This window comes from Chitinophaga varians (assembly GCF_012641275.1).
GTDB classification, from domain to species: domain Bacteria; phylum Bacteroidota; class Bacteroidia; order Chitinophagales; family Chitinophagaceae; genus Chitinophaga; species Chitinophaga varians_A.
In genome coordinates, this window is sequence record NZ_JABAIA010000001.1 from 632,474 (window position 1) to 652,009 (window position 19,536).

Sequence of the window (19,536 nt, forward strand, 5' to 3'; positions counted from 1 at the left end):
CGCCGCATGAAACTGCTCACTAAAACCACCTTATATTTTATCATGATCATGTTGCCGGTATTTGCCGGCGGCGCCTTCTACCTGTTTCATAAATTCAACAGGGAAATCAAACACGAAACAGACGAGGAGCTGGCCAACGATCAGTTGCAATGGCTGCGTTACCTCGACACGGCCAGCGTTGACAATCCCATTTTCAGCTTCCGTACCCAGGAATTCCAACTCATTCCCACAGACCAACCGGTACAGAAAAAATTTAAACTCAAAGGCGTCACCCTCTACCAGGAAACAGAAGACGCCCAGGCTCCCTTCCGGGAACTGTCACAAGTGATCAGCATCCACGGAAAACATTATCAGATGATACTGCGCAAGTCCCTGATTGAAAAAGACGACCTGGCGAAAAACATTATCTACGTCATGCTGCTCGCCTTCGGCGGACTGCTCATGTTCGTTATCCTCTCCAACTGGTTCATCAGTCGCAATGTATGGCGCCCCTTTTATCGCTCACTCGATAAAATCAGGCAGCTGCAGCTCAATAAAATGGAAACACGGCGCTTCCCCTCCACCCCCACGCATGAATTTAATCAGCTCAACGAAGCGCTCAACCAGATGACTGACCGCATCCATCAGGACTATATCAACATGAAAGAACTGACGGAAGATGCCGCGCATGAAATGCAGACACCGCTCGCCATCGCGCAAAGCAAACTGGAACTGCTGCTCCAGGACGAAAACCTGTCAGAAAACCAACTGAAAAATATCGGTCAAACCAGCGAAGAGCTGCAACGCCTCTCCCGCCTCAATCACAACCTCCTGCTACTGGCCAAAATAGAAAACCAGCAGTACCCGGTGACCGAACAACCAGACCTCCATCAGGTGCTCGTTCAATATCTTTCCCTTTTCGAAGAACTCATCCGGGAGAAGGAACTGACCGTGGAAACAGACCTGGCACCCACCGCGCCATGGCCACTGCACCCAGCACTGGCAGACATTCTCATCAGCAACCTGCTGGGCAATGCCATCAAATACAACTACCCCGAAGGCCTTATCCATATCAGGCTCACCGCCAAAACCTTTACCATCTCCAATACCAGCAACCTGCCGGAAATACCGGCCGGCAATGTGTTTCAGCGGTTCAGAAAAAGTAACCTGGGTTACTCCAATTCCAACGGACTGGGACTTGCCATTGTAAAAAAAATAGGAGATTCCTACCATATCCGGATCTCCTACCAATACCTTAACGGCCTCCATATTTTTACCGCTTCCTGCTAGTACAGATTTGCACCAGATTGTATTTCTTTCTTTGTACTGTAAATAAGAATCTATCACCAAAGTTGTACATCCATGCGACCGCTTATTGTAACTGGAGCCCTTTGTATCGTTATGCTGTCAGCGTCTGCGCAGCAGCGTGTAACCGCTCCCGTTAAAGACACCCTGCACAGGGACACTACACAGGTACCAGAGATCAGTAAAATATCCGATCTGAACGAAGTCATTATTTCATCTACCCGTAATAACAGTCGCATTGCGGACTTACCGATGAAAGTGGAAATACTGGGCCGCGAAGAAATGACGGAAGAAAGTGGCATCAAACCCGGTAATGTGACCAGTATCCTCGGGGACCTCTCCGTCATACATATACAGAACACTTCGGCTGTCAGCGGCAACAACGCCATCCGTATGCAGGGGCTGGACGGCAAATACACCCAACTGCTGCGCGACGGTATGCCCGTGTACGAAGGCCTCAGCGGTAACTTCGGCGTGCTGGCCATTCCGCCGCTCGACCTGAAGCAGATAGAGATCATCAAAGGCTCCGTGTCCACCCTGTATGGCGGCGGCGCCATCGCCGGCATGATCAACTTCGTGGCCAAAACACCCGGTGCCAAACCGGAACTGACCATCCTCGCCAACCGCAGCACGCTGAAAGAAACCAATGGCAACGTATGGTATTCGCAACGTTACGGTAAAACAGGCCTCACCCTCTTTGCCGGCGTTACCACCCAAAACCCGGTGGACGTCAACGACGACGGATTCAGTGACGTGCCCCGCGTACGGCAATACCTTATTCATCCCCGCTTTTTCTGGTATCCAAACGCCAACACCACGCTCATAGCAGGTTATACCGGCACCATCGAAAAAAGGGAAGGCGGCGATATGCAGGTGCTCGATCATCATGCCGATAACCTGCACACCTATACGGAAAGCAACAACAGCGAACGCCATAGCGCCGACGTGCAGTATACCCGCAAAAACCTGGGCGGCGGTACCCTCACCATCAAGGGCGTCGGCAGTTTCTTCCATCTCGAAAACATCGCAGGCAACTTCCCGTTGAACGGCCGGCAAACCAATACCTACCTGGAAGCCGCCTACAATAAAAAAAGCGGCCGGCATGACTGGGTCGTTGGCCTCAACAATACCGGCGAAATATACCGCCGTGCCAACGGTGACAGCACCCTGCTGGGCAACTATACCTACAACACCATGGGCGCCTTCGCTCAGGATGGTTACCATTTCTCTGATAAAGTAATGGCAGAAGCAGGCGTCCGTGCCGACTATCACAACGTATTTGGCTGGTATGTGCTGCCCCGCCTCGCTTTCGTGTACAAACCGCTGGAAGGCCTCAGCCTTCGCCTCAGTGGTGGCACCGGCTATAAATCACCCGCCATTTTCTCCGCACAGACACAGACCATCGGCTACCGCAACCTGCTGCCACTGGCTGCCGGGCTCAAATCAGAAAAAAGCGGAGGCATTAACTTCGACGGCAACTACCACACCATGCTCGGCGATGTAGACGTCACCCTTAACCAGGCGCTCTACTACACCCATATCAAAGACCCGATTCTGCCGGTAAGCAGCGCCACCGATCCCGGAAAAGTGCTGCTGGCCAATCAGCCGTATGCCGTGAACAGCCTCGGTACCGATACGTACGTTCGGCTGGCGCTTGACCACCTGGAACTGTACCTGGGTTATAACCACACTGTTTCCAAATATACCGACGCCGCCTCCACCCGGGTGGCTTTCGCTCCACAGGACAAGTTCGCCGCCACGCTCGCCTACGAGATAGAAGAGAAATGGCGCTTCGGCATCGAAAACAGCTGGATAGGCAACCAATACCTGGAGAACAACGAGAAAGCGCCCAACTACTGGTTCTGGGCAGCCATGGTGTCCCGTAAACTGGGCGAGCACGTAACGCTGGTGCTGAACTGCGAAAACGTGTTCGACGCCCGTCAGGGAAAACACATGCCGCTGTTCACCGGGCCGGTCAGCAATCCTCAGTTCGCACAGCTGTGGGGCCCTATAGACGGCCGTACCATCAACCTGTCGGTTAAATTCGACCTGTAACAATTTCTGCTTTTTCTTTCAGGGAACGGCGTACCTTTGCGGCCACATTTTATACAGCAATGAAATCTGCAAAAAATCGGTACGCCGTTCTTTTCGGCTTTGCCGGCCTATTCCTGGTCCTGTCGTTCTTAGTACGCACCGCGTTGTTAATCTGGGCCTTCCCGCAAGCCGGCCTTTCCTTTAGCGGCATCCTCTCTGTCTATGCAAAAGGCTTCGTGTACGATGCAGGCGTAGCCCTCTTCTTCACCATCGCTTATGCCCTGTACCTGTTGCTGTTGCCACAACGGCTCAACAACACCGTCTTTAACCGCGTTTTCACCTATACCGGTTTTTTCCTGGCGCTTATGATCGTGATCTTCTCGTTCTTCGCCGAGTTCACTTTCTGGGGAGAATATGCCGGCCGGTTCGATTTTATCGCGGTAGATTATCTCATCTACACGTATGAAGTGATCAGCAACATCAACCAGTCTTATCCGCTGCCATTGCTTATAGGCGGCGTATTGCTGGCCACCGCGCTGCTCACCTGGTGGTGCAACCGCCGCGGCATGTTCCGCAACAGTTTCCAGTCACGTACGCCATTCGCGAAGCGGGCAGGCATCTTTGCCCTCCTGCTGGGAGGCGTGCTGGCACACGCTTTTCTTATCAGCAACGGCTGGGCGGAAAAGAGCAAAAACCGTTATCAGCAGGAGCTGTCCAAAGCAGGCATCTATTCATTCATATCCGCCTATCTCAACAATGAATTGGCCTACGATAAATATTACCTGCTGGAAGATGATGACAAAGCCTTCGCCACCATCCGCCAGCAGCTGCAATCGCCCGATGCACAGTACCTGGAAAACGGCCACAGTATCTATCGCAGCATTACCGATACTGTTGCCGCGGTAAAACCGAACATCATCATGATCACCATCGAAAGCTTCAGCGCCGATTTCATGACCCGCTTCGGTAACCAGCAACATATCACACCGGTACTGGACAGCATCGCAAAACACGGAATACTGTTTACCAATATGTACGCCACCGGTACCCGTACCGTAAGAGGCATGGAAGCCCTCACGCTCGCAGTGCCGCCTACGCCCGGCCAGAGCATCGTACGCCGCCGCAACAACGAAAATCTCTTTTCTGCCGCTTCCATCTTCCGTAAAAGCGGCTATGACGCCACGTTCTTTTACGGCGGCGATGGATACTTCGATAACATGAACAAATTTTTCGGCAATAACGGCTACGATATCACCGACCGCCTTCGCCACCGCCTCGTGGATGACAAGCTGGCCTCCAAACGGACCAACATCCCCGACAGCGCCGTGCAGTTTGAAAACGCCTGGGGCGTTTGTGATGAAGACATTTACAAGGCAGCTATCAAAAGCGCAGATGAAAAGTATGCCGCCGGCAAACCTTTCTATGATTTTATCATGACCACCTCCAACCACCGCCCCTTTACCTATCCCGGTGGTAAAATTGATATCCCTTCCGGCACCAGCCGCGAAGGCGCTGTAAAGTACACCGACTATGCCATCGGCCAGTTCCTGAAAGCTATCCGGGACAAACCCTGGTATAAAAACACCGTCATTATCCTGGTGGCCGACCATTGCGCCAGCAGCGCCGGTAAAAACGAAATAGAGATCAGCAAATACCACATCCCCTGTATTTTCTTCAACGTGCCTGACGCCACTCCACAGGAAATACCGGTCATGTGCTCCCAGATCGATATCTACCCCACCCTGCTGAAAATGTTGCACTGGTCCTACAATACCAATTTCTATGGTAAAAATGTGCTCGACAGCAGCTATCAGCCGCGCGCCATGGTGAGCACCTACCAGAAACTGGCTTACCTGGAAACAGGTAAAATGGTGATTCTCAGTCCCCAGCAGAAAGCCCAGTGTTTCTCCTGGAATCCCGCCAAAAATGACGAACAGCCGATACCCATGGACAAATCACTGCTGTCCCACAGCGTCGCCCATTATCAAACCGCTTACTCCCTGTTTAAAAACAACGGCATGCGGAAATAATAAGATACTTATCTGATGTTTTTTTGTATATTTATTGAGGGGATTGCCTAAGGCAATCCCCTCTCCTGTTCCATAACCGTTCGCCAGCCTGAGAAACCTTTTTCGATCATCGATAGCATGCAGCCTTTGCCAGGCGCATGCAGTGAATGTGCCCAAACCTTCTAAACCTGATCACGCATGCTGGTGAATCCCTTTTCTGGCAATAGTTCCAGGAGCCTGCCACTAGAAGATGGAATGGATGACCATACCGGTTTTCCCCAACAGAAAGCACTCGACATCATTACGGCCCTGCATACCAGCTTTGCAGACAACAAGCCCGCACAGGTGTGCCAGGCACTGCTGCTCGAACTGATCACCCTCACCGGCAGCGAAGGCGGTTTTATGGGCGCTATGGAAAAAGACTATTTTCATGAACCATACCTGGAAGTACAGGCCATCATCAATATCCAATGGCACGCCAACGTACAGCAATACTTCGGTGCCCGCCTCGAACGCGGACAACATTTCACCAATATGGACACCCTCTTTGGTAGAGTGTTAAACGAAGGAGAGCCCGTGCTCAGCAACCATCCGGAAAAAGATGAACCACACCATCCTGCCGTATTCCGGGCCTTTCTGGGCATCCCGATCTGCCATCATGGTGACACCATCGGTATGATAGGACTGGTCAACAAACCCGGTGGATACCATCCGTCACTCATATCCTTGCTGCAACCTGTCGCGCTGACATACGGTGCGCTGTTGCATACCTATCGTACCCATTGCAGCCGGGAAAGCCTGGAAATGACCAATCAGCAGCTGGTCACCGAACTGCATGCCTTTACCTCCTCTCTCGATGATATTGTATTTGAGCTCGATGAAAACCTGGTGTTTACCCGTGTCTGGTGCAACCAGCAGCACCTGTTGTTTTTCCCGGAAGATGAAATACTGGGCAAATGCATGATGGATTTCGTGGGAGAACATGCCAATGCTTTCCTCCAACTGACGGACACACTGCTCCGCACCGGCGATCCGCAATATTATGAATATGCCGACATCCGGCAGGACATGCCTTACTGGTACGCTGTGAAAATGCGCCTGATGCCCGCCAGCGACAGCTCTCCGCGCCGTGTCCTGCTGTTCATACAAAACATCACCCAGCGTAAAAGAAGTGAACTGGAGCTGCGGCAAGTCAATGCAGACTACGCCCGGAACATAGAGATACTCGATATCACCCAGCAGATGGCACTGATCGGTGGCTGGGAATTCAGCCTCGTGACCGGACAGGTGTTCTGGACCAAACAGGTATACACGCTGCGTGAGCTGCCGGAGAACTTTACCGCTATCTACAATGACCTGGTCTTCTATCATCCGGAAGACAGGCACCTGCTGGAAGAAGCGCAGATACAGCTGCTCCGTCACCATCAGCCTTATTGCATCGATCTGCGGCATATTTCCGCCAAAGGCACTGTCAAATGGGTACGCACCACCGGGATACCCGTATTCCATCATGAAAAGGTGAACGCTTTCCGCGGCATCATCATGGATATCGACAAACAGAAAAAGTCAGAGATAGAACTGGAAAACGCCGCCAAAAGCAGAAGCGAATTCCTGTCAGTGATGAGCCATGAAATAAGGACGCCGCTCAACGCTATCATCGGCATCGCCGGTATCCTCCGTGAGCAGCCCGGCGCATTGCACCCGGAGCTGTTGCAGAACCTGCATTTCTCCGCCAACCACCTCCTGGGCCTCGTCAACGATATCCTCGACCTCAGTAAAATTGAAGCAGGGAAAGTTATCCTGGAATATATCCCTTTCGATCTGCACGACCTGATACAGGGCATCACCGGCAACTATCAGCCACTCGCGGCAGCCAAAGGGCTGCAACTGTATACCCGCATCGATGCCGGTATCCCGCAACAGGTGCTGGGTGACCCGGTACGCCTCGGACAAATCCTCAATAACCTCGTTAACAACGCGGTAAAATTCACCAATGACGGATATATCAGCCTGGAGCTGTTACCGGAGAAGTCCGACCATCATTATGTGAACATCTGCTTTAAAATAACAGATACCGGTATCGGCATACAGCCCGAATTACAAGGCCGTATTTTTGACACCTTTGTACAGGGAGATTCCGCCACTACCCGGGAATATGGCGGCACCGGCCTCGGTTTGTCCATCACCCGCAAACTGGTGGAACTGATGAACAGCCACATCTCGGTGGAAAGTCAACCCCAGCAGGGCACCACCTTCCGCTTCTCCATTACGTTCGCCCTTCCCGACGCCAATACCGAACCTGCGCCGGCCGCCACTATCGACCCGGCCAATATGCTCACCGGCAGACGGGTGCTCATCGTGGAAGACAATAAGATCAACCGCCAGGTGATGCAGCTGCAGCTCAATAAAACCGGGGCCGACGTAACACTGGCGGTCAACGGAAAAGAAGCCGTCGCCAAAATGCAGGAACAATCTTTCGACGGCGTCATGCTTGACCTCCACATGCCTGAAATGAACGGTTATGAAACCATTCCGTGGATACGCCGCCTGCAGCCCAATGCCTTCATCATTGTGCTGACCGCCGATATCATGCCTGACGCCTCAGAACAGCTGCGGCAACTGGAAGTGAAAGACATGCTTCCCAAACCCTATAAAGCGGAAGACCTCTACCGGATACTCCACAGGTATAAAAAATGAATTACCTACATTTGCGGCATGTCAACAGCTAAAGGAAACCTGTCTGCCAGAGACCTCGAAGTGATCTGGCACCCATATACCCAGATGCAGACCGCTCCTGCTCCTATCGGTATTGTTCGTGGCGAAGGCGCCTGTTTGTATGATGAAGACAACAATGCTTATATAGATGCCACCTCCAGCTGGTGGGTCAATATTCACGGACATGCACATCCGCATATCGCGCAGCAGCTGGCAGCGCAGGCGTTGCAGTTACAGCATTGCATCTTCGCCGGCTATACCCATCCGCCGGCCGTCAACCTGGCGGAAAGGCTGCTGCAGCTGTTACCTTCCAACCAGCGTCGCGTATTCTACTCTGACAACGGTTCCACCGCCGTGGAAGTGGCCATTAAAATGGCGTTGCAGTACTGGCATAACAAAGGACAACGCAGACATAAAATCATCGCTTTTAAAAACGCCTATCACGGCGATACCTTCGGCGCCATGAGCGTCAGCGGCCGCAGCGTGTTCACCCGCGTGTTCGATGATTTTCTTTTTGAAGTCCATTTCCTGGACGTGCCCACGGCAGATAATGCACAGGACCTCATTGCCTCCATTGCTGCGCAACAGCCGGACGAGGTGGCGGCCTTTATCTTTGAGCCGCTGCTGCAAGGCTCCGGCGGCATGGTCATGTACGATATCGCCGGATTTGAACAGCTCCTGCAATATTGCCGGCAACAAAATGTCCTGCTCATCGCCGATGAAGTAATGACCGGCTTCGGCAGGACAGGGAAAAATTTCGCCATGGAATACATGCAGACCGCTCCGGACATGATATGCCTCTCCAAAGGGCTCACCGGCGGCAGTATGGCACTGGGCATCACCACCTGCACCAGCGATATCTATGAAGCGTTTCTCTCCGATGACAAGCTGAAAACACTGTTCCACGGGCACTCCTTTACCGCCAATCCGCTGGCATGCACCGTGGCGCTCGCCAGCCTCGACCTCTTCGTGGACCCGGCCTGTGCGCTCAACCGCCAACGGATACACGAAAATCACAGCCAGTTCCTCAAAGAACTGAAACAGCTGCCCATGGTTAAAAATCCCCGGCTTTTAGGGACCATCCTGGCATTTGAACTGGTCACAGACAACGCGGACGGTTATACGAACCAGCTGGCGGACCATCTTCACCGCTTTTTCCGGGCCAAACGCATTATGCTGCGGCCATTGGGCAATACATTGTACATCCTGCCGCCTTACTGTATTACAGATGAACAGCTGACAGTTGTATACGGCAGTATCCGCGAACTTGTAGCGTCCCTTCAACCGGCATAAAAAAACAAGCGGCGAAGAGGTTATCTTCGCCGCTTGTTTTTTATCCTTCAAAAAAATCACTTCACTGGTACAGATACTTTGGTATCGTCCCATTCAAATACCACCGCATTGCCAGGCAGGGTGAAAGTCAGTTTTTCCACTGGTGTTTTCAGCGTTTCGCGGGGTACTTTTACAGATACCACGTCTTCGCCTTTGTTTTTCTCGTAGTCATAGGCGCCCCACTGGCCCAGTTTACCGTTCAGGATCACGGTCCATGTTTTGGCGTCCGGGATGCTGAAGAAAGTGTACGTGCCTGCTTTCACTGGTTTACCACCAAATACCACATCTTTCTTGAAAGTGATTTCAGTAGCTTCATCAGCGCCGGTACGCCATACTTTTCCAAAAGGTTCCAGGGTACCGAATATCACCCTTCCTTTTTTGGACGGCTGGCCATAGACCACTTTAATGTCTTTATTTTCTACGTTTACATGTGGGCTTTTTCTGGCTTTCTCCTGAGCAAAACCGAGTGTGGTGGCCATACAGAAAAAAGCAGCCAATAAAAGGTGTTTCATTGCAGATGTAGTTTTTTGTGTTGTGGAATAAGGTAATAACAACAATTTAGAACTATTACACTGCTCCACCTTTATTTATTGGATAAATGGTAAAATAAATAAATTTAAAAATTCCTCCTTTGATCACGGGTGCTCGCAGAGGTGGCTCAGACGGGTAAGGCCATCGGCCATGGCCGGGCCGTAGATGCGGTCTGCCAGAAATCCCCGGAGTTTCCACCAGGGCGCCAGGCCCAGTTTTATTTCCATGTGCCAGAAGATCGCGGTGGCTTTACCATCGGCGGTGGTTTTCAGTTCAATGCCCCCTTTCACCGGACGCATATTTTTGATGTCCAGGGTATAATGTACGCCTTTGTCAGGCTCACTGCCGGTAATAGTGACTTTGCCGCTGTTGAATTTCCCATCCCAGGAATAGCTGGCGCCGGTACCGGCGGTCTGTGCAGAAAATACCAGTTGAGCGGTGGTATCAGGACGGCTCCACGGGTTCCAGTTTTCCCAGGCCCTGAGGTTATTGACCTGTGCATATACCGAATCGATGGGCGCCTGGATCACCCCGGTACGCTCTACCACCGCGGTAGAGGGGAACATCAGCGATAACAGAAACACAAACATGCCCAGTACAACGATGCTGATGCCTAACAATTTAAAAAGACGCATAATGCTGATTAATTACGAACTACTAATCGTTTTATTCCTTCCAGTCCCTTTTCGAAGTCCTGGCCCACCCATTTATCCATCATCAGTCCCATTACTTTGCGCAACGGATGCTGGCCCATGTTACAGGTCATGCTCCAGCTCACCAGCGTACCTTCCCCTACAGGGTCCAGCCGGAATGTGCCTTTGGCAATACCTACCCGCATAAAATCGGTGTCTGTGGCGATGTACTGCTCCGGCCTGGATTCCGTAATGGTCATATGCCCCGTCCCAATGTTGCGGTTATGGCTCTTCCAGCTGTAACTGGCGCCGGCGCCGCTGTCTTTTTCCCCATAGGTAATAGAGATGTCAGGGTCCTGCTCTTTCCAGGGCGACCACAGCTCCCAGTTGCGTACAACGTTGATTAACGGGAAAATCCTGTCTGCCGGTGCAGCAATTATGAGGGAACGCTCCACTTTGACCACAGGGGGAAGAAACAAGCTGAATATGAAAAGCCCCAATACCAGGACGATCAACGCCCCCAGAAGAATAAAAAAGGCCTGCATGTAGCTGATTTTAGGTAAGCCAAAGCTAACGAAAAAACCCAGCTACTCCCAACGGAATACTTTAACGGCTACCGCATACACTACTACGCCCCAAAGGGTCAATATAGCGATGTCCCAGCCCACATGCCACAGATGTTGCCCTTCAAAGGCCACTTTGCGCAGTGCGTCAATGAGATAGGTCAGCGGCATTACCTTGCAGACAGGCTGCAGCCAGGCAGGGAAAGAATCTATCGGGAAAAAAGTGCCTGCCAGCAGGAACTGCGGCAATGTCACAATATTGGCCAGTGGCGGAATAGTGCTTTCGTTTTTAGCAATGCTGCTTACCACAAATCCGAAGCCCATGAATACCAGCAGCCCGAAAACAGACAGCACCAGCATCTCCATAAAGGTGGCCCAGCCGTGTACCAGCGTAAAACCGAAAGCAAAATGGCCCAGCCCGATGATTACCACAGAGCTGATCAGCTGGAAGATCATACGGCTGAAAGCCTCTGCCAGCACTATATAGGTACGTTTGATCGGAGTGGCGAAAAAACGTTTTAATACCAGTGTTTGTCTTAAACTGTAAAAGAGAAAGGCGGTGCCGAACACAGCGGCGCTCATCAACGCAAAACCAAGCTGGCCGGGCAAAATAAAATCAATGGTCTTGAAAACACGGCCGGGTATCTCTTCGGTGGTGAAAGTCGCCACGGAAGCGCGTGGATAAACATGATCATCGATACGCGCCGCCACTTCCTTCAGCACAGACATCAAAATGGCTTTTTTGTTGGCATCAGAGGCCGTGGAGGTCCTGACATTCACCAGGAAATGAGGCAGGCTGTCAGCCCCCTGCTGAGGCACAATATTCAGGATGGCAGTAATACGGCCCTTCTTCAGATCATCTTCCATCTCTGCTGCAGGCTGGTCACTGACCAGTTTCAGCGTTTTCACCTTTGACAGCCCTTCATAAAACCGGCTGTTGATATCAGTATGCCTGTCCACGCCCACTTTCACGGATACACTGCCGCCACCAATAAATCCGAATACCAGAATGAACACAAGCGGGAATCCCAGGCTAAAAACCACCGCGGAAGGGCTTCTGAAAATACCTCTTAAACTTCCTTTTGTTATAGCCAGCATGGCCCTCCATTGGCTGTACTTCACTCCATTCATCTGAGTCTCGTTTGTTAAAAAATCCCGTAAAACTACTCAAAAAATTAACGTCCTTTCCGATTTTTCATGCTTCATACCCGCAGTCTGGCCGGAAAAATGTTCCTTTTAGGTGTTTTTCTCCCCTTTTCGTTCATTTTTCATCATTTTTTGATGATTTTTTGCTGCTTTTAATCTCTTTTAATGATTTTCCGGGAGATGCCCCAGCAATTTTTAAGTGGATTTTAATATCAGTTAACGCCATAAAAAAGGGGGATGAACAACAGTTGTTCATCCCCCGGTATATTAAAATCTGATCGTCTTAAAACCTGTACACGAAAGGCAGTTTAGCCTGTACATCGCCAGGTATGTGCTGGATAGCCTTCAGTTGCTGGTACAGATCGTAGTTCACGCCCATTTCTCTTTTCACCATAGTGGCCTGTACTTCCCCGCCTACGTTTTTCAGTAACCGGGACAGCTTATCCTTGATTTCCGGGTATTCCACCATTCTGTATTCTGACACCTTTGCCAGGCGGGCGGCGCAGTTCAGGGCTTCATTCAGGCCACCGATACGGTCCACCAGTCCAAGGCGCAGCGCATCTGTACCGCTCCATACGCGGCCCTGCGCGATGCTGTCCACCACAGCGGCGTTCAGCTTACGGCCGGCCACCACCCGGGATTTGAACGAAGCATAAATGCTGTCCACACCATCCTGGATAAAACGTTTTTCCACTTCGTTCAGCGGACGGGACATGGTGCCCAGATCTGCATACGGCGCTGTTTTCACACCGTCAAATGTTACACCCAGCTTGTTTTTAAAGAAATTTTCCATGTTAAACATGATACCAAAAACACCGATGGACCCGGTCAGTGTGTTAGGCTGTGCAAAGATGCTGTCGGCCATACAGGAAATATAATATCCGCCGGAAGCCGCATAGTCGCCCATAGACACCACCACCGGCTTTACTTTTTTAGCCAGTGACAGTTCACGCCAGATCACCTCTGAAGCCAGGGCGCTGCCGCCGCCGGAGTTAACCCGGAAAACGATCGCCTTTACTTTTTTATCTTCCCTTGCCTTACGGATATCATGGATATAACTCTCGCTGGCAATAACGTTCTGTTTATCGGATTCTCCGCTGATAATATCACCCTGGGCATAGATCACGGCGATTTTATGTTCTCCGCCGCCATTGCTCAGTGTCACAGCGCTGTTGTATTTCAGGAAAGGCACCAGGTTAAGGTCTTCATCAGATTTGATACCGGTTTTGTTTTTCAGTTCACTCACCACCTCGTCGTCATATTTAAGACCGTCCACCAATTTATATTTCAACGCGTCCGGCGCTTCGCGGATCAGGTTTTCATTGGCATAACCATGCAGGGAGGCCGTGTCCAGCTGGCGGGCCGTAGCAATGCCATTGAGGTAATTGCCATACAGGACACTCAGGAACTGATTGGTTTGTATACGGTTGGCATCTGTCATCTGTGATTCGCGGAGGGGCTCGGTCGCGCTTTTGAATTTACCACAGTAAAAAATTTCAGGTTGTATCTCCAGTTTCTCCAGGGTCCCTTTTAAAAACGTCAGCTGGGTGGAAAAACCAGCGAAGTCAATACCGCCTTTAGGGTTAAGGTACACCTTGTCAGCCGCACTGGCCAGGTAATAACCTTGTTGCGTCATCACTTCACCATAGGCATATACAAACTTGCCGGATTTGCGGAAACGCAGGATAGCGTTGCGCAGCTCTTCGGTACCGGCAAAGCCGTTGCCGTTACCGTCCACTTTCAGGTAAATACCTTTAATGTTATCATCTGTAGCAGCATGCTGGATCAGCCTTACCGCCTGGAACAGGCCGGGAATTTCGGAAGACTCGTCTCCCATAAAAGCGGCCACGGGGTTCACAATTTTCTGTTCCTGGAATGCCTGGCTGGTCTGAATAGTGAGCACGCCATTGGGGGAAACCGTCACCGGCTCGCGGGAAATGGCTTTCCCGATAATTGCCAGCAGCACAATAAAACACAGGCCTGTAAAGACAATGAATGCCAGAAGGGCTGCAAGGAAAGTTTTAAAGAAACGCATACGTTTTAGTTAAATGAAAGGGAAATGGAAAGATACATTTTTTCAAAAATACGGAATATGGCTACTTTTGGGCCTCAGAATATACATGAATACAGCAATATTACTTATAGGTGGCAACCTGGGCGACCGTGTAGCCAACCTGCAAAAAGCAATCGGGCACATCGCCGCAACAGCCGGAGCGGTGATAAAAACCTCCGCCTTATACCAGACAGCCCCGTGGGGCTCCGTAGACCAGCCCAATTATCTCAACCAGGGCGTTGAAATACAGACCAGTATGGACGCACTAACGTTGCTGCATACACTGCTGGACATCGAACGTCAGATCGGCCGTATCCGGCAGGAAAAATGGGGCGCCAGGGTCATCGACATCGACCTGATCTTCTTCAACGATGAGGTCATCTCCCTCCCGGAACTGAAACTGCCGCATCCCCGGATGCACCTGCGCCAGTTTGTGCTCGTACCACTGACAGAAATAGTCCCCGAGTACATGCACCCCCTGCTGCATAAGACCGTCAGGCAGCTGCAACAGGAATGCCCGGATGACCTGAGCGCCGTTAAACTTAGCACACAAAGCCACTAAGCAACAGAGGCGAAGGAAAACAACTTCCACCCGGCCGCCTGACAGGTGAGCTAAACTAATCTTTATCTTTGCTGCCTGGCTGCCTGGCAGCTTTGCGTGCAAAAAAACTAATCCATGCACTATAAATTCATTACCATAGAAGGAAACATCGGCGCCGGCAAAACCACACTGGCCAATATGCTGGCCAAACACTTTTCAGCCAAACTGATACTCGAAGAGTTTGCCGACAATCCCTTCCTTCCCCTCTTCTACGAACGCCCGCAGCAATACGCCTTTCCGCTGGAACTGTTTTTCATGGCGGAAAGATATAAACAGCTGAAAGACATGCTGCAAACAAAAGACCTCTTCTCCGAAGTGGTGATCTCCGACTACCTGTTTATCAAAAGCCTGCTGTTTGCCAAAATCAACCTGCCGGAAGAAGAATATTCCCTCTACCAGAAACTCTTTGATATCATCAATCCACAACTGGTACAGCCCGAGCTGCTCATATTCCTGAATGCGCCCGTTACCAGGCTGCAGGAAAACATCAAACACCGGAACCGTTCCTACGAACAGCAGATACCAGACGAATACCTGCTCAATGTACACGACATGTACATGCAGTATATCAAACAACATCCTGTCCGTACCCTCGTTATCGATACGACAAAAGTGGATTTCCTCCGGAACCCGGAGGACTTCAAAAGTCTGCTGACAGCGCTGGACAAAGAATATGAGCCAGGCATGCACTACCTGAAACTGTAACGGTGATGGTCATAATTATGACTATCAACAGTTATTGTTCAGTGGCCCTCATGGCAATGGCAGTAGCAGCGATAAATCCGCTGGTCCAGGCATGCTGGAAGTTAAACCCGCCGGTGATACCGTCTACGTCCATTACTTCGCCGGCAAAAAACAGGTTGGGGGCCAGCCGGCTTTCCATGGTGGCAGGGTCTATCTCACTCAGCGTGATACCGCCGCAGGTAACAAATTCCTCTTTGAAAGTGGTTTTTCCTTTTACCGGAAACTCCATGCTGACCAGCATCTTCATAAACCGGTTCTGGTCTTTCGCCGGCACGTCTGCCCAGCGCATCTCTTCAGAGATACCCGCCTGCAACAGGAGAAATTGCCACAGCCTTTGTGGAAGGCCGAAGGGGTTTTTATGATGTATTTTCTGTTTGCCGAGTTCCTGGCGCAGTGACGGCCATTCTTCCCGCAATGAATTTTCATGGTGGTCGGGCAGCCAGTTCACGATCGCCGTGAAAGTATATTGCAGCGCCTGCAGCTCTCTGGCGCCCCAGGCAGACAAGCGCAGTATTGCCGGGCCGCTCATGCCCCAGTGAGTGATCAGTAACGGGCCGGTCTCCTGTAGTTTGGTGCCGGCAATTTTCACATGTGCCGTAGCCGCCACGCCCATCAGGGCCGTAATGGGATTTCCCGGCATGTTGAAAGTAAACAGAGAGGGTGCAGGGGGTATAATGGAATGGCCTGTTTTTTCCAGCCAGCCGAATTTGCCGCTCTGTGCATAACCTCCGGCAGCCACGCAGACATAGTCCGCCGCCAGCGACCGGCCATCCTGCAACTGCAGCTGCCAACGCCCGTCGGCGCTCTTTTCCAGGGCGGTGACTTCCTTATTGGTTTCCACCCTCACCTGGTATTTGTCTGCCTCCCGCAGCAAACAGTCAATGATCGTCTGCGAATTGTCCGTGACCGGAAACATCCGCCCGTCGGCCTCCGCTTTCAACTTCACTCCCCGTTCACCGTACCATTCAATGGTATCCGTCACAAAAAAGCGGGAGAAAGCCTTCTTTACAAAATGCTGCCCGCGGGGATAACGTTTAGTCATATACGTAATATCAGGCGCATTGTGGGTCACATTACACCTGCCGCCGCCGCTGACTTTCACCTTGGATAACAGTTTACCGGTTTTTTCCAGCAACACCACCTCCAGGGAAGGGCATAAACGTGCCGCATTGACCGCACAAAAAAAACCGGCCGCACCGCCGCCGGCCACCACTAATCTTTTCCGGATTACACTCATTAAAATCTTGTTAAACCCAAAGCTTGAAGACGCAATAATAACAAACCTGCCGTAATCTTACCGTTTATTCTTTCGTAAGTTTATATTTGTCCTATTATTGATATCCATTATTTCGGCTCAAAATACAGTTCATGCAAGTGCACAATACCAAAAAGAGACGTCACCTGAAGTGGATGGTCCCCGTTACCCTGCTGGCCGGAGTGATGGGCGCCGTGGCGGTGATGCCGCCACCTGCCGACTGGTCAGATCATCTGGTTCAGGCTTTACAACAATACAACAACCGCTACCCCCAGGAAAAAGTATTCCTGCATCTGGACAAAGACTACTATGCCGCCGGTGAAACCATCTGGTTCAAAGGATATGTCACCCTCCAGGGACTTCCCTCCACACAGGCCACCAACCTGTATGTAGAGCTGCTCGACAAGAATAACAACATCGTTCAGAAGAAACTGTTCGCCGTTTTTAATGCCGGCGCACCAGGTAATTTTGAACTGCCCGAAGCACAGAAGCCAGGCACCTACCAGCTGAGAGCTTATACCGCCTGGATGCTCAACTTTGACCCGGCCTTCACTTACACCCGTACCATCGAGATATTTGATCCGGCTAAAAAAGGCGGTCCGGCTGCCGACAGCACCGCGGCCGATTTCTCGGTGCAGTTCTTCCCCGAAGGCGGCAACCTCATTGCCGGGCAGGCTAACACAGTGGCTTTCAAGGCTATCGATAACAACGGTTACCCGATTGAAGTGACCGGTACCTTAAAAGATCCGAAAAATACCGCCATCAAATCCGTACACGACGGGATGGGCACCTTCGAAATCACGCCTGCCGGCGGCTCCGACAGTTACCAGGCAGTAGTGAAAAGTGCCAAAGGCCAAAGCAAGACCTTTACCCTCCCGGCTGTTCAGACAACCGGCGCATCCCTGAAAGTATTCAACAAAGGCGCCCGTATTTTCTACCAGGCCGTTCCCGCTAATATGGGCGATACCGCACTGAATAAACTGGTAGTCATCGCACAGATGGGCCAGCAACTGGTGTACAAAGCCCTCCTCGACGTATCGGAAGGCCGTATCAGTGGCTTCATCCCGGCCGACAAACTGCCCAGCGGCATCCTTCAGATAACGCTGTTCGGTAATAACGGCGCCCCGCTCGCAGAGCGACTGGCCTTTGTGCGCAACAATGACCGCATGGAAATGGACGTACTGGAATCTGACGTTGCCCGCGAGCCTCGCAAGAAAAGCACTTTTGTGCTGCGCCTCCCCGACACGCTGCAGTCCAATATATCCGTGGCCGTTACCGACGCCGATGCCGTGCCTGTTGATAAAAACGCCGCCGATATCGTGTCTACCCTGCTCCTTACTTCCGATATCAAAGGATACGTATACAATCCCAACTGGTATTTTAAAGATACCAACCCGGCCACCCTGCAAGCACTCGATCTCGTGATGCTGACCAACGGATGGCGCAGGTTCAGCTGGGAGAAGATCGCCAAAAATGAATTCCCGGAAGTCCGCTACCCTTATGAACAGGGCGTTACGGTAAAAGGTATCACTACCGGTGTCAATGGCAGACCTATCGTGGGCGGTAAACTGGACATGATCATCAAACTGCCGGTGGACAGTTCCTCTATGTTCGCCTCCGCACCGATCGATGAAAAAGGCCAGTTCAACATCGCCAACATGGTGTTCCCGGACACAGCCTACATCTATTACCAGGGCAGCGACGCCAAGAAAGGCAAAGACGTGAACGTAAAATTTGACATCCACTTCTTTGACCGCGCCACTCAGGTAAAAATCCCTTATCCGCTGAGGGTGCCACCTGCGGTCGACAACAGTTCCCTGAAACTGTTCCTCGCCACAGCTGCCGAAAGCAATAAGGTAAACCGCGCCATCAATAATAAAACGGTATACCTGCAGGAAGTAAATGTCAACGCGAAAAAAATCAAACCGGAAGAAACAACTGAAAAACGGTATACCTCCGGGATGTTCTCCGGTGGCGATGGTTACAGTTTTGACCTCACCAAAGAGAACCCTACCGCATATAACATCTTCCAGTATCTCCAGTCCAAAGTGGCCGGCTTACAGATCACCGGAGACCTCAGCAACCCAAGCCTCTCCTGGCGCGGTGGTAAACCAGGCCTGTATCTCAACGAAATGCAGACTGACATCAGCATGTTGAGCACCCTGTCTATCAACGATGTGGCGTTGATCAAGGTTTTCCGCCCTCCTTTCATGGGCGGCTTCGGTGGCGCTAACGGTGCCATCGCCGTATACACTAAAAAAGGTGGCGACAATCCACCTGCCAATGATCCGTCTATCAAAGGCTTCCAACTGTATAAAAAAGCGGGTTATGCCATCGTGAAAACCTTCTATTCTCCGGATTACTCCGTGAAAAAAGAAGTGCATGCCCTGCCCGACAAACGCCTGACACTCTACTGGAACCCCAATGTGGCAGTAGACACCCTCACCCATACCGCCAAAGTGGAATTCTATAACAATGACTTCTCCAAACGTTTCCGCGTAGTAGTACAGGGTATTACAGACGAAGGGACTGTAGGCAAGCTGGAACAGGAATTCTAGCACGCCAGGGCGCTAAGCAGCGAAGACGCAAAGAAAATAAATAAGACAAAAGGAGCGGGGATCAAATTTGATCCCCGCT

14 protein-coding genes are annotated in these 19,536 nt (G+C 51.3%); 8 read left to right on the plus strand and 6 right to left on the minus strand.

Translation table 11 applies throughout. The features are described 5' to 3' along the window. The first annotated feature begins 6 nt into the window (after positions 1–6). The 5 genes from HGH92_RS02595 (at position 7) to bioA (ending at position 9,335) form a co-directional block, all read left to right on the plus strand. Positions 7–1,269 (plus strand): sensor histidine kinase, encoded by a 1,263-nt coding sequence (locus HGH92_RS02595; RefSeq protein ID WP_168869198.1) that lies wholly within the window; start codon positions 7–9, stop codon positions 1,267–1,269. A gap of 72 nt (positions 1,270–1,341) precedes the next feature. Then, positions 1,342–3,339, plus strand: a complete 1,998-nt coding sequence (locus HGH92_RS02600) for a TonB-dependent receptor plug domain-containing protein (RefSeq protein WP_168869199.1) — start codon at positions 1,342–1,344, stop codon at positions 3,337–3,339. A 59-nt stretch (positions 3,340–3,398) separates the two neighbouring features. Then, complete coding sequence (locus HGH92_RS02605; protein WP_168869200.1) at positions 3,399–5,348, plus strand: LTA synthase family protein; 1,950 nt, start codon at positions 3,399–3,401, stop codon at positions 5,346–5,348. 177 nt (positions 5,349–5,525) lie between these two features. Further along, positions 5,526–8,024, plus strand: coding sequence for an ATP-binding protein (locus tag HGH92_RS02610; protein ID WP_168869201.1), 2,499 nt, complete (start codon positions 5,526–5,528; stop codon positions 8,022–8,024). An 18-nt stretch (positions 8,025–8,042) separates the two neighbouring features. Continuing rightward, positions 8,043–9,335, plus strand: a complete 1,293-nt coding sequence (gene bioA / locus HGH92_RS02615) for an adenosylmethionine--8-amino-7-oxononanoate transaminase (protein ID WP_168869202.1) — start codon at positions 8,043–8,045, stop codon at positions 9,333–9,335. A gap of 56 nt (positions 9,336–9,391) precedes the next feature. Here the strand turns inward: bioA and HGH92_RS02620 are convergent, their stop codons facing one another. From HGH92_RS02620 to sppA, 5 genes are all read right to left on the minus strand, one after another. Next, positions 9,392–9,886 (minus strand): DUF2911 domain-containing protein, encoded by a 495-nt coding sequence (locus HGH92_RS02620; protein ID WP_168869203.1) that lies wholly within the window; start codon positions 9,884–9,886, stop codon positions 9,392–9,394. Between the two features lie 123 nt (positions 9,887–10,009). Beyond that, positions 10,010–10,540, minus strand: a complete 531-nt coding sequence (locus tag HGH92_RS02625; RefSeq protein WP_168869204.1) for an SRPBCC family protein — start codon at positions 10,538–10,540, stop codon at positions 10,010–10,012. 8 nt (positions 10,541–10,548) lie between these two features. Beyond that, positions 10,549–11,082 (minus strand): SRPBCC family protein, encoded by a 534-nt coding sequence (locus HGH92_RS02630; protein WP_168869205.1) that lies wholly within the window; start codon positions 11,080–11,082, stop codon positions 10,549–10,551. 42 nt (positions 11,083–11,124) lie between these two features. Beyond that, positions 11,125–12,231: an ABC transporter permease gene (locus HGH92_RS02635; protein WP_168869206.1), complete on the minus strand. Its 1,107-nt coding sequence runs from the start codon at positions 12,229–12,231 to the stop codon at positions 11,125–11,127. 298 nt (positions 12,232–12,529) lie between these two features. Beyond that, positions 12,530–14,281, minus strand: coding sequence for a signal peptide peptidase SppA (gene sppA, locus HGH92_RS02640; protein WP_168869207.1), 1,752 nt, complete (start codon positions 14,279–14,281; stop codon positions 12,530–12,532). Between the two features lie 85 nt (positions 14,282–14,366). On the opposite strand from sppA, the gene folK reads away from it, so the two are divergent. Further along, positions 14,367–14,861: a 2-amino-4-hydroxy-6-hydroxymethyldihydropteridine diphosphokinase gene (gene folK, locus HGH92_RS02645; protein ID WP_168869208.1), complete on the plus strand. Its 495-nt coding sequence runs from the start codon at positions 14,367–14,369 to the stop codon at positions 14,859–14,861. A 114-nt stretch (positions 14,862–14,975) separates the two neighbouring features. Beyond that, the gene (locus HGH92_RS02650) at positions 14,976–15,605 is read left to right on the plus strand and encodes a deoxynucleoside kinase (RefSeq protein ID WP_168869209.1); all 630 of its coding nucleotides are present in this window, start codon (positions 14,976–14,978) and stop codon (positions 15,603–15,605) included. Between the two features lie 31 nt (positions 15,606–15,636). Here HGH92_RS02650 and HGH92_RS02655 read toward each other — a convergent pair whose 3' ends face one another. Beyond that, positions 15,637–16,881, minus strand: a complete 1,245-nt coding sequence (locus HGH92_RS02655) for an NAD(P)/FAD-dependent oxidoreductase (RefSeq protein WP_168869210.1) — start codon at positions 16,879–16,881, stop codon at positions 15,637–15,639. 131 nt (positions 16,882–17,012) lie between these two features. Here HGH92_RS02655 and HGH92_RS02660 point away from each other — a divergent pair, with 131 nt between their 5' ends. Next, the gene (locus tag HGH92_RS02660; RefSeq protein WP_168869211.1) at positions 17,013–19,457 is read left to right on the plus strand and encodes an MG2 domain-containing protein; all 2,445 of its coding nucleotides are present in this window, start codon (positions 17,013–17,015) and stop codon (positions 19,455–19,457) included. Positions 19,458–19,536: the final 79 nt, after the last annotated feature.

What these genes read in the sequence shown, in the direction of transcription:
- HGH92_RS02595 (WP_168869198.1), top strand. Translation starts at nt 7, where the DNA reads ATGAAACTGCTCACTAAAACCACCTTATATTTTATCATGATCATGTTG.
- HGH92_RS02600 (WP_168869199.1), top strand. Translation starts at nt 1,342, where the DNA reads ATGCGACCGCTTATTGTAACTGGAGCCCTTTGTATCGTTATGCTGTCA.
- HGH92_RS02605 (WP_168869200.1), top strand. Translation starts at nt 3,399, where the DNA reads ATGAAATCTGCAAAAAATCGGTACGCCGTTCTTTTCGGCTTTGCCGGC.
- HGH92_RS02610 (WP_168869201.1), top strand. Translation starts at nt 5,526, where the DNA reads ATGCTGGTGAATCCCTTTTCTGGCAATAGTTCCAGGAGCCTGCCACTA.
- bioA (WP_168869202.1), top strand. Translation starts at nt 8,043, where the DNA reads ATGTCAACAGCTAAAGGAAACCTGTCTGCCAGAGACCTCGAAGTGATC.
- HGH92_RS02620 (WP_168869203.1), bottom strand. Translation starts at nt 9,886, where the DNA reads ATGAAACACCTTTTATTGGCTGCTTTTTTCTGTATGGCCACCACACTC.
- HGH92_RS02625 (WP_168869204.1), bottom strand. Translation starts at nt 10,540, where the DNA reads ATGCGTCTTTTTAAATTGTTAGGCATCAGCATCGTTGTACTGGGCATG.
- HGH92_RS02630 (WP_168869205.1), bottom strand. Translation starts at nt 11,082, where the DNA reads ATGCAGGCCTTTTTTATTCTTCTGGGGGCGTTGATCGTCCTGGTATTG.
- HGH92_RS02635 (WP_168869206.1), bottom strand. Translation starts at nt 12,231, where the DNA reads ATGAATGGAGTGAAGTACAGCCAATGGAGGGCCATGCTGGCTATAACA.
- sppA (WP_168869207.1), bottom strand. Translation starts at nt 14,281, where the DNA reads ATGCGTTTCTTTAAAACTTTCCTTGCAGCCCTTCTGGCATTCATTGTC.
- folK (WP_168869208.1), top strand. Translation starts at nt 14,367, where the DNA reads ATGAATACAGCAATATTACTTATAGGTGGCAACCTGGGCGACCGTGTA.
- HGH92_RS02650 (WP_168869209.1), top strand. Translation starts at nt 14,976, where the DNA reads ATGCACTATAAATTCATTACCATAGAAGGAAACATCGGCGCCGGCAAA.
- HGH92_RS02655 (WP_168869210.1), bottom strand. Translation starts at nt 16,881, where the DNA reads ATGAGTGTAATCCGGAAAAGATTAGTGGTGGCCGGCGGCGGTGCGGCC.
- HGH92_RS02660 (WP_168869211.1), top strand. Translation starts at nt 17,013, where the DNA reads ATGCAAGTGCACAATACCAAAAAGAGACGTCACCTGAAGTGGATGGTC.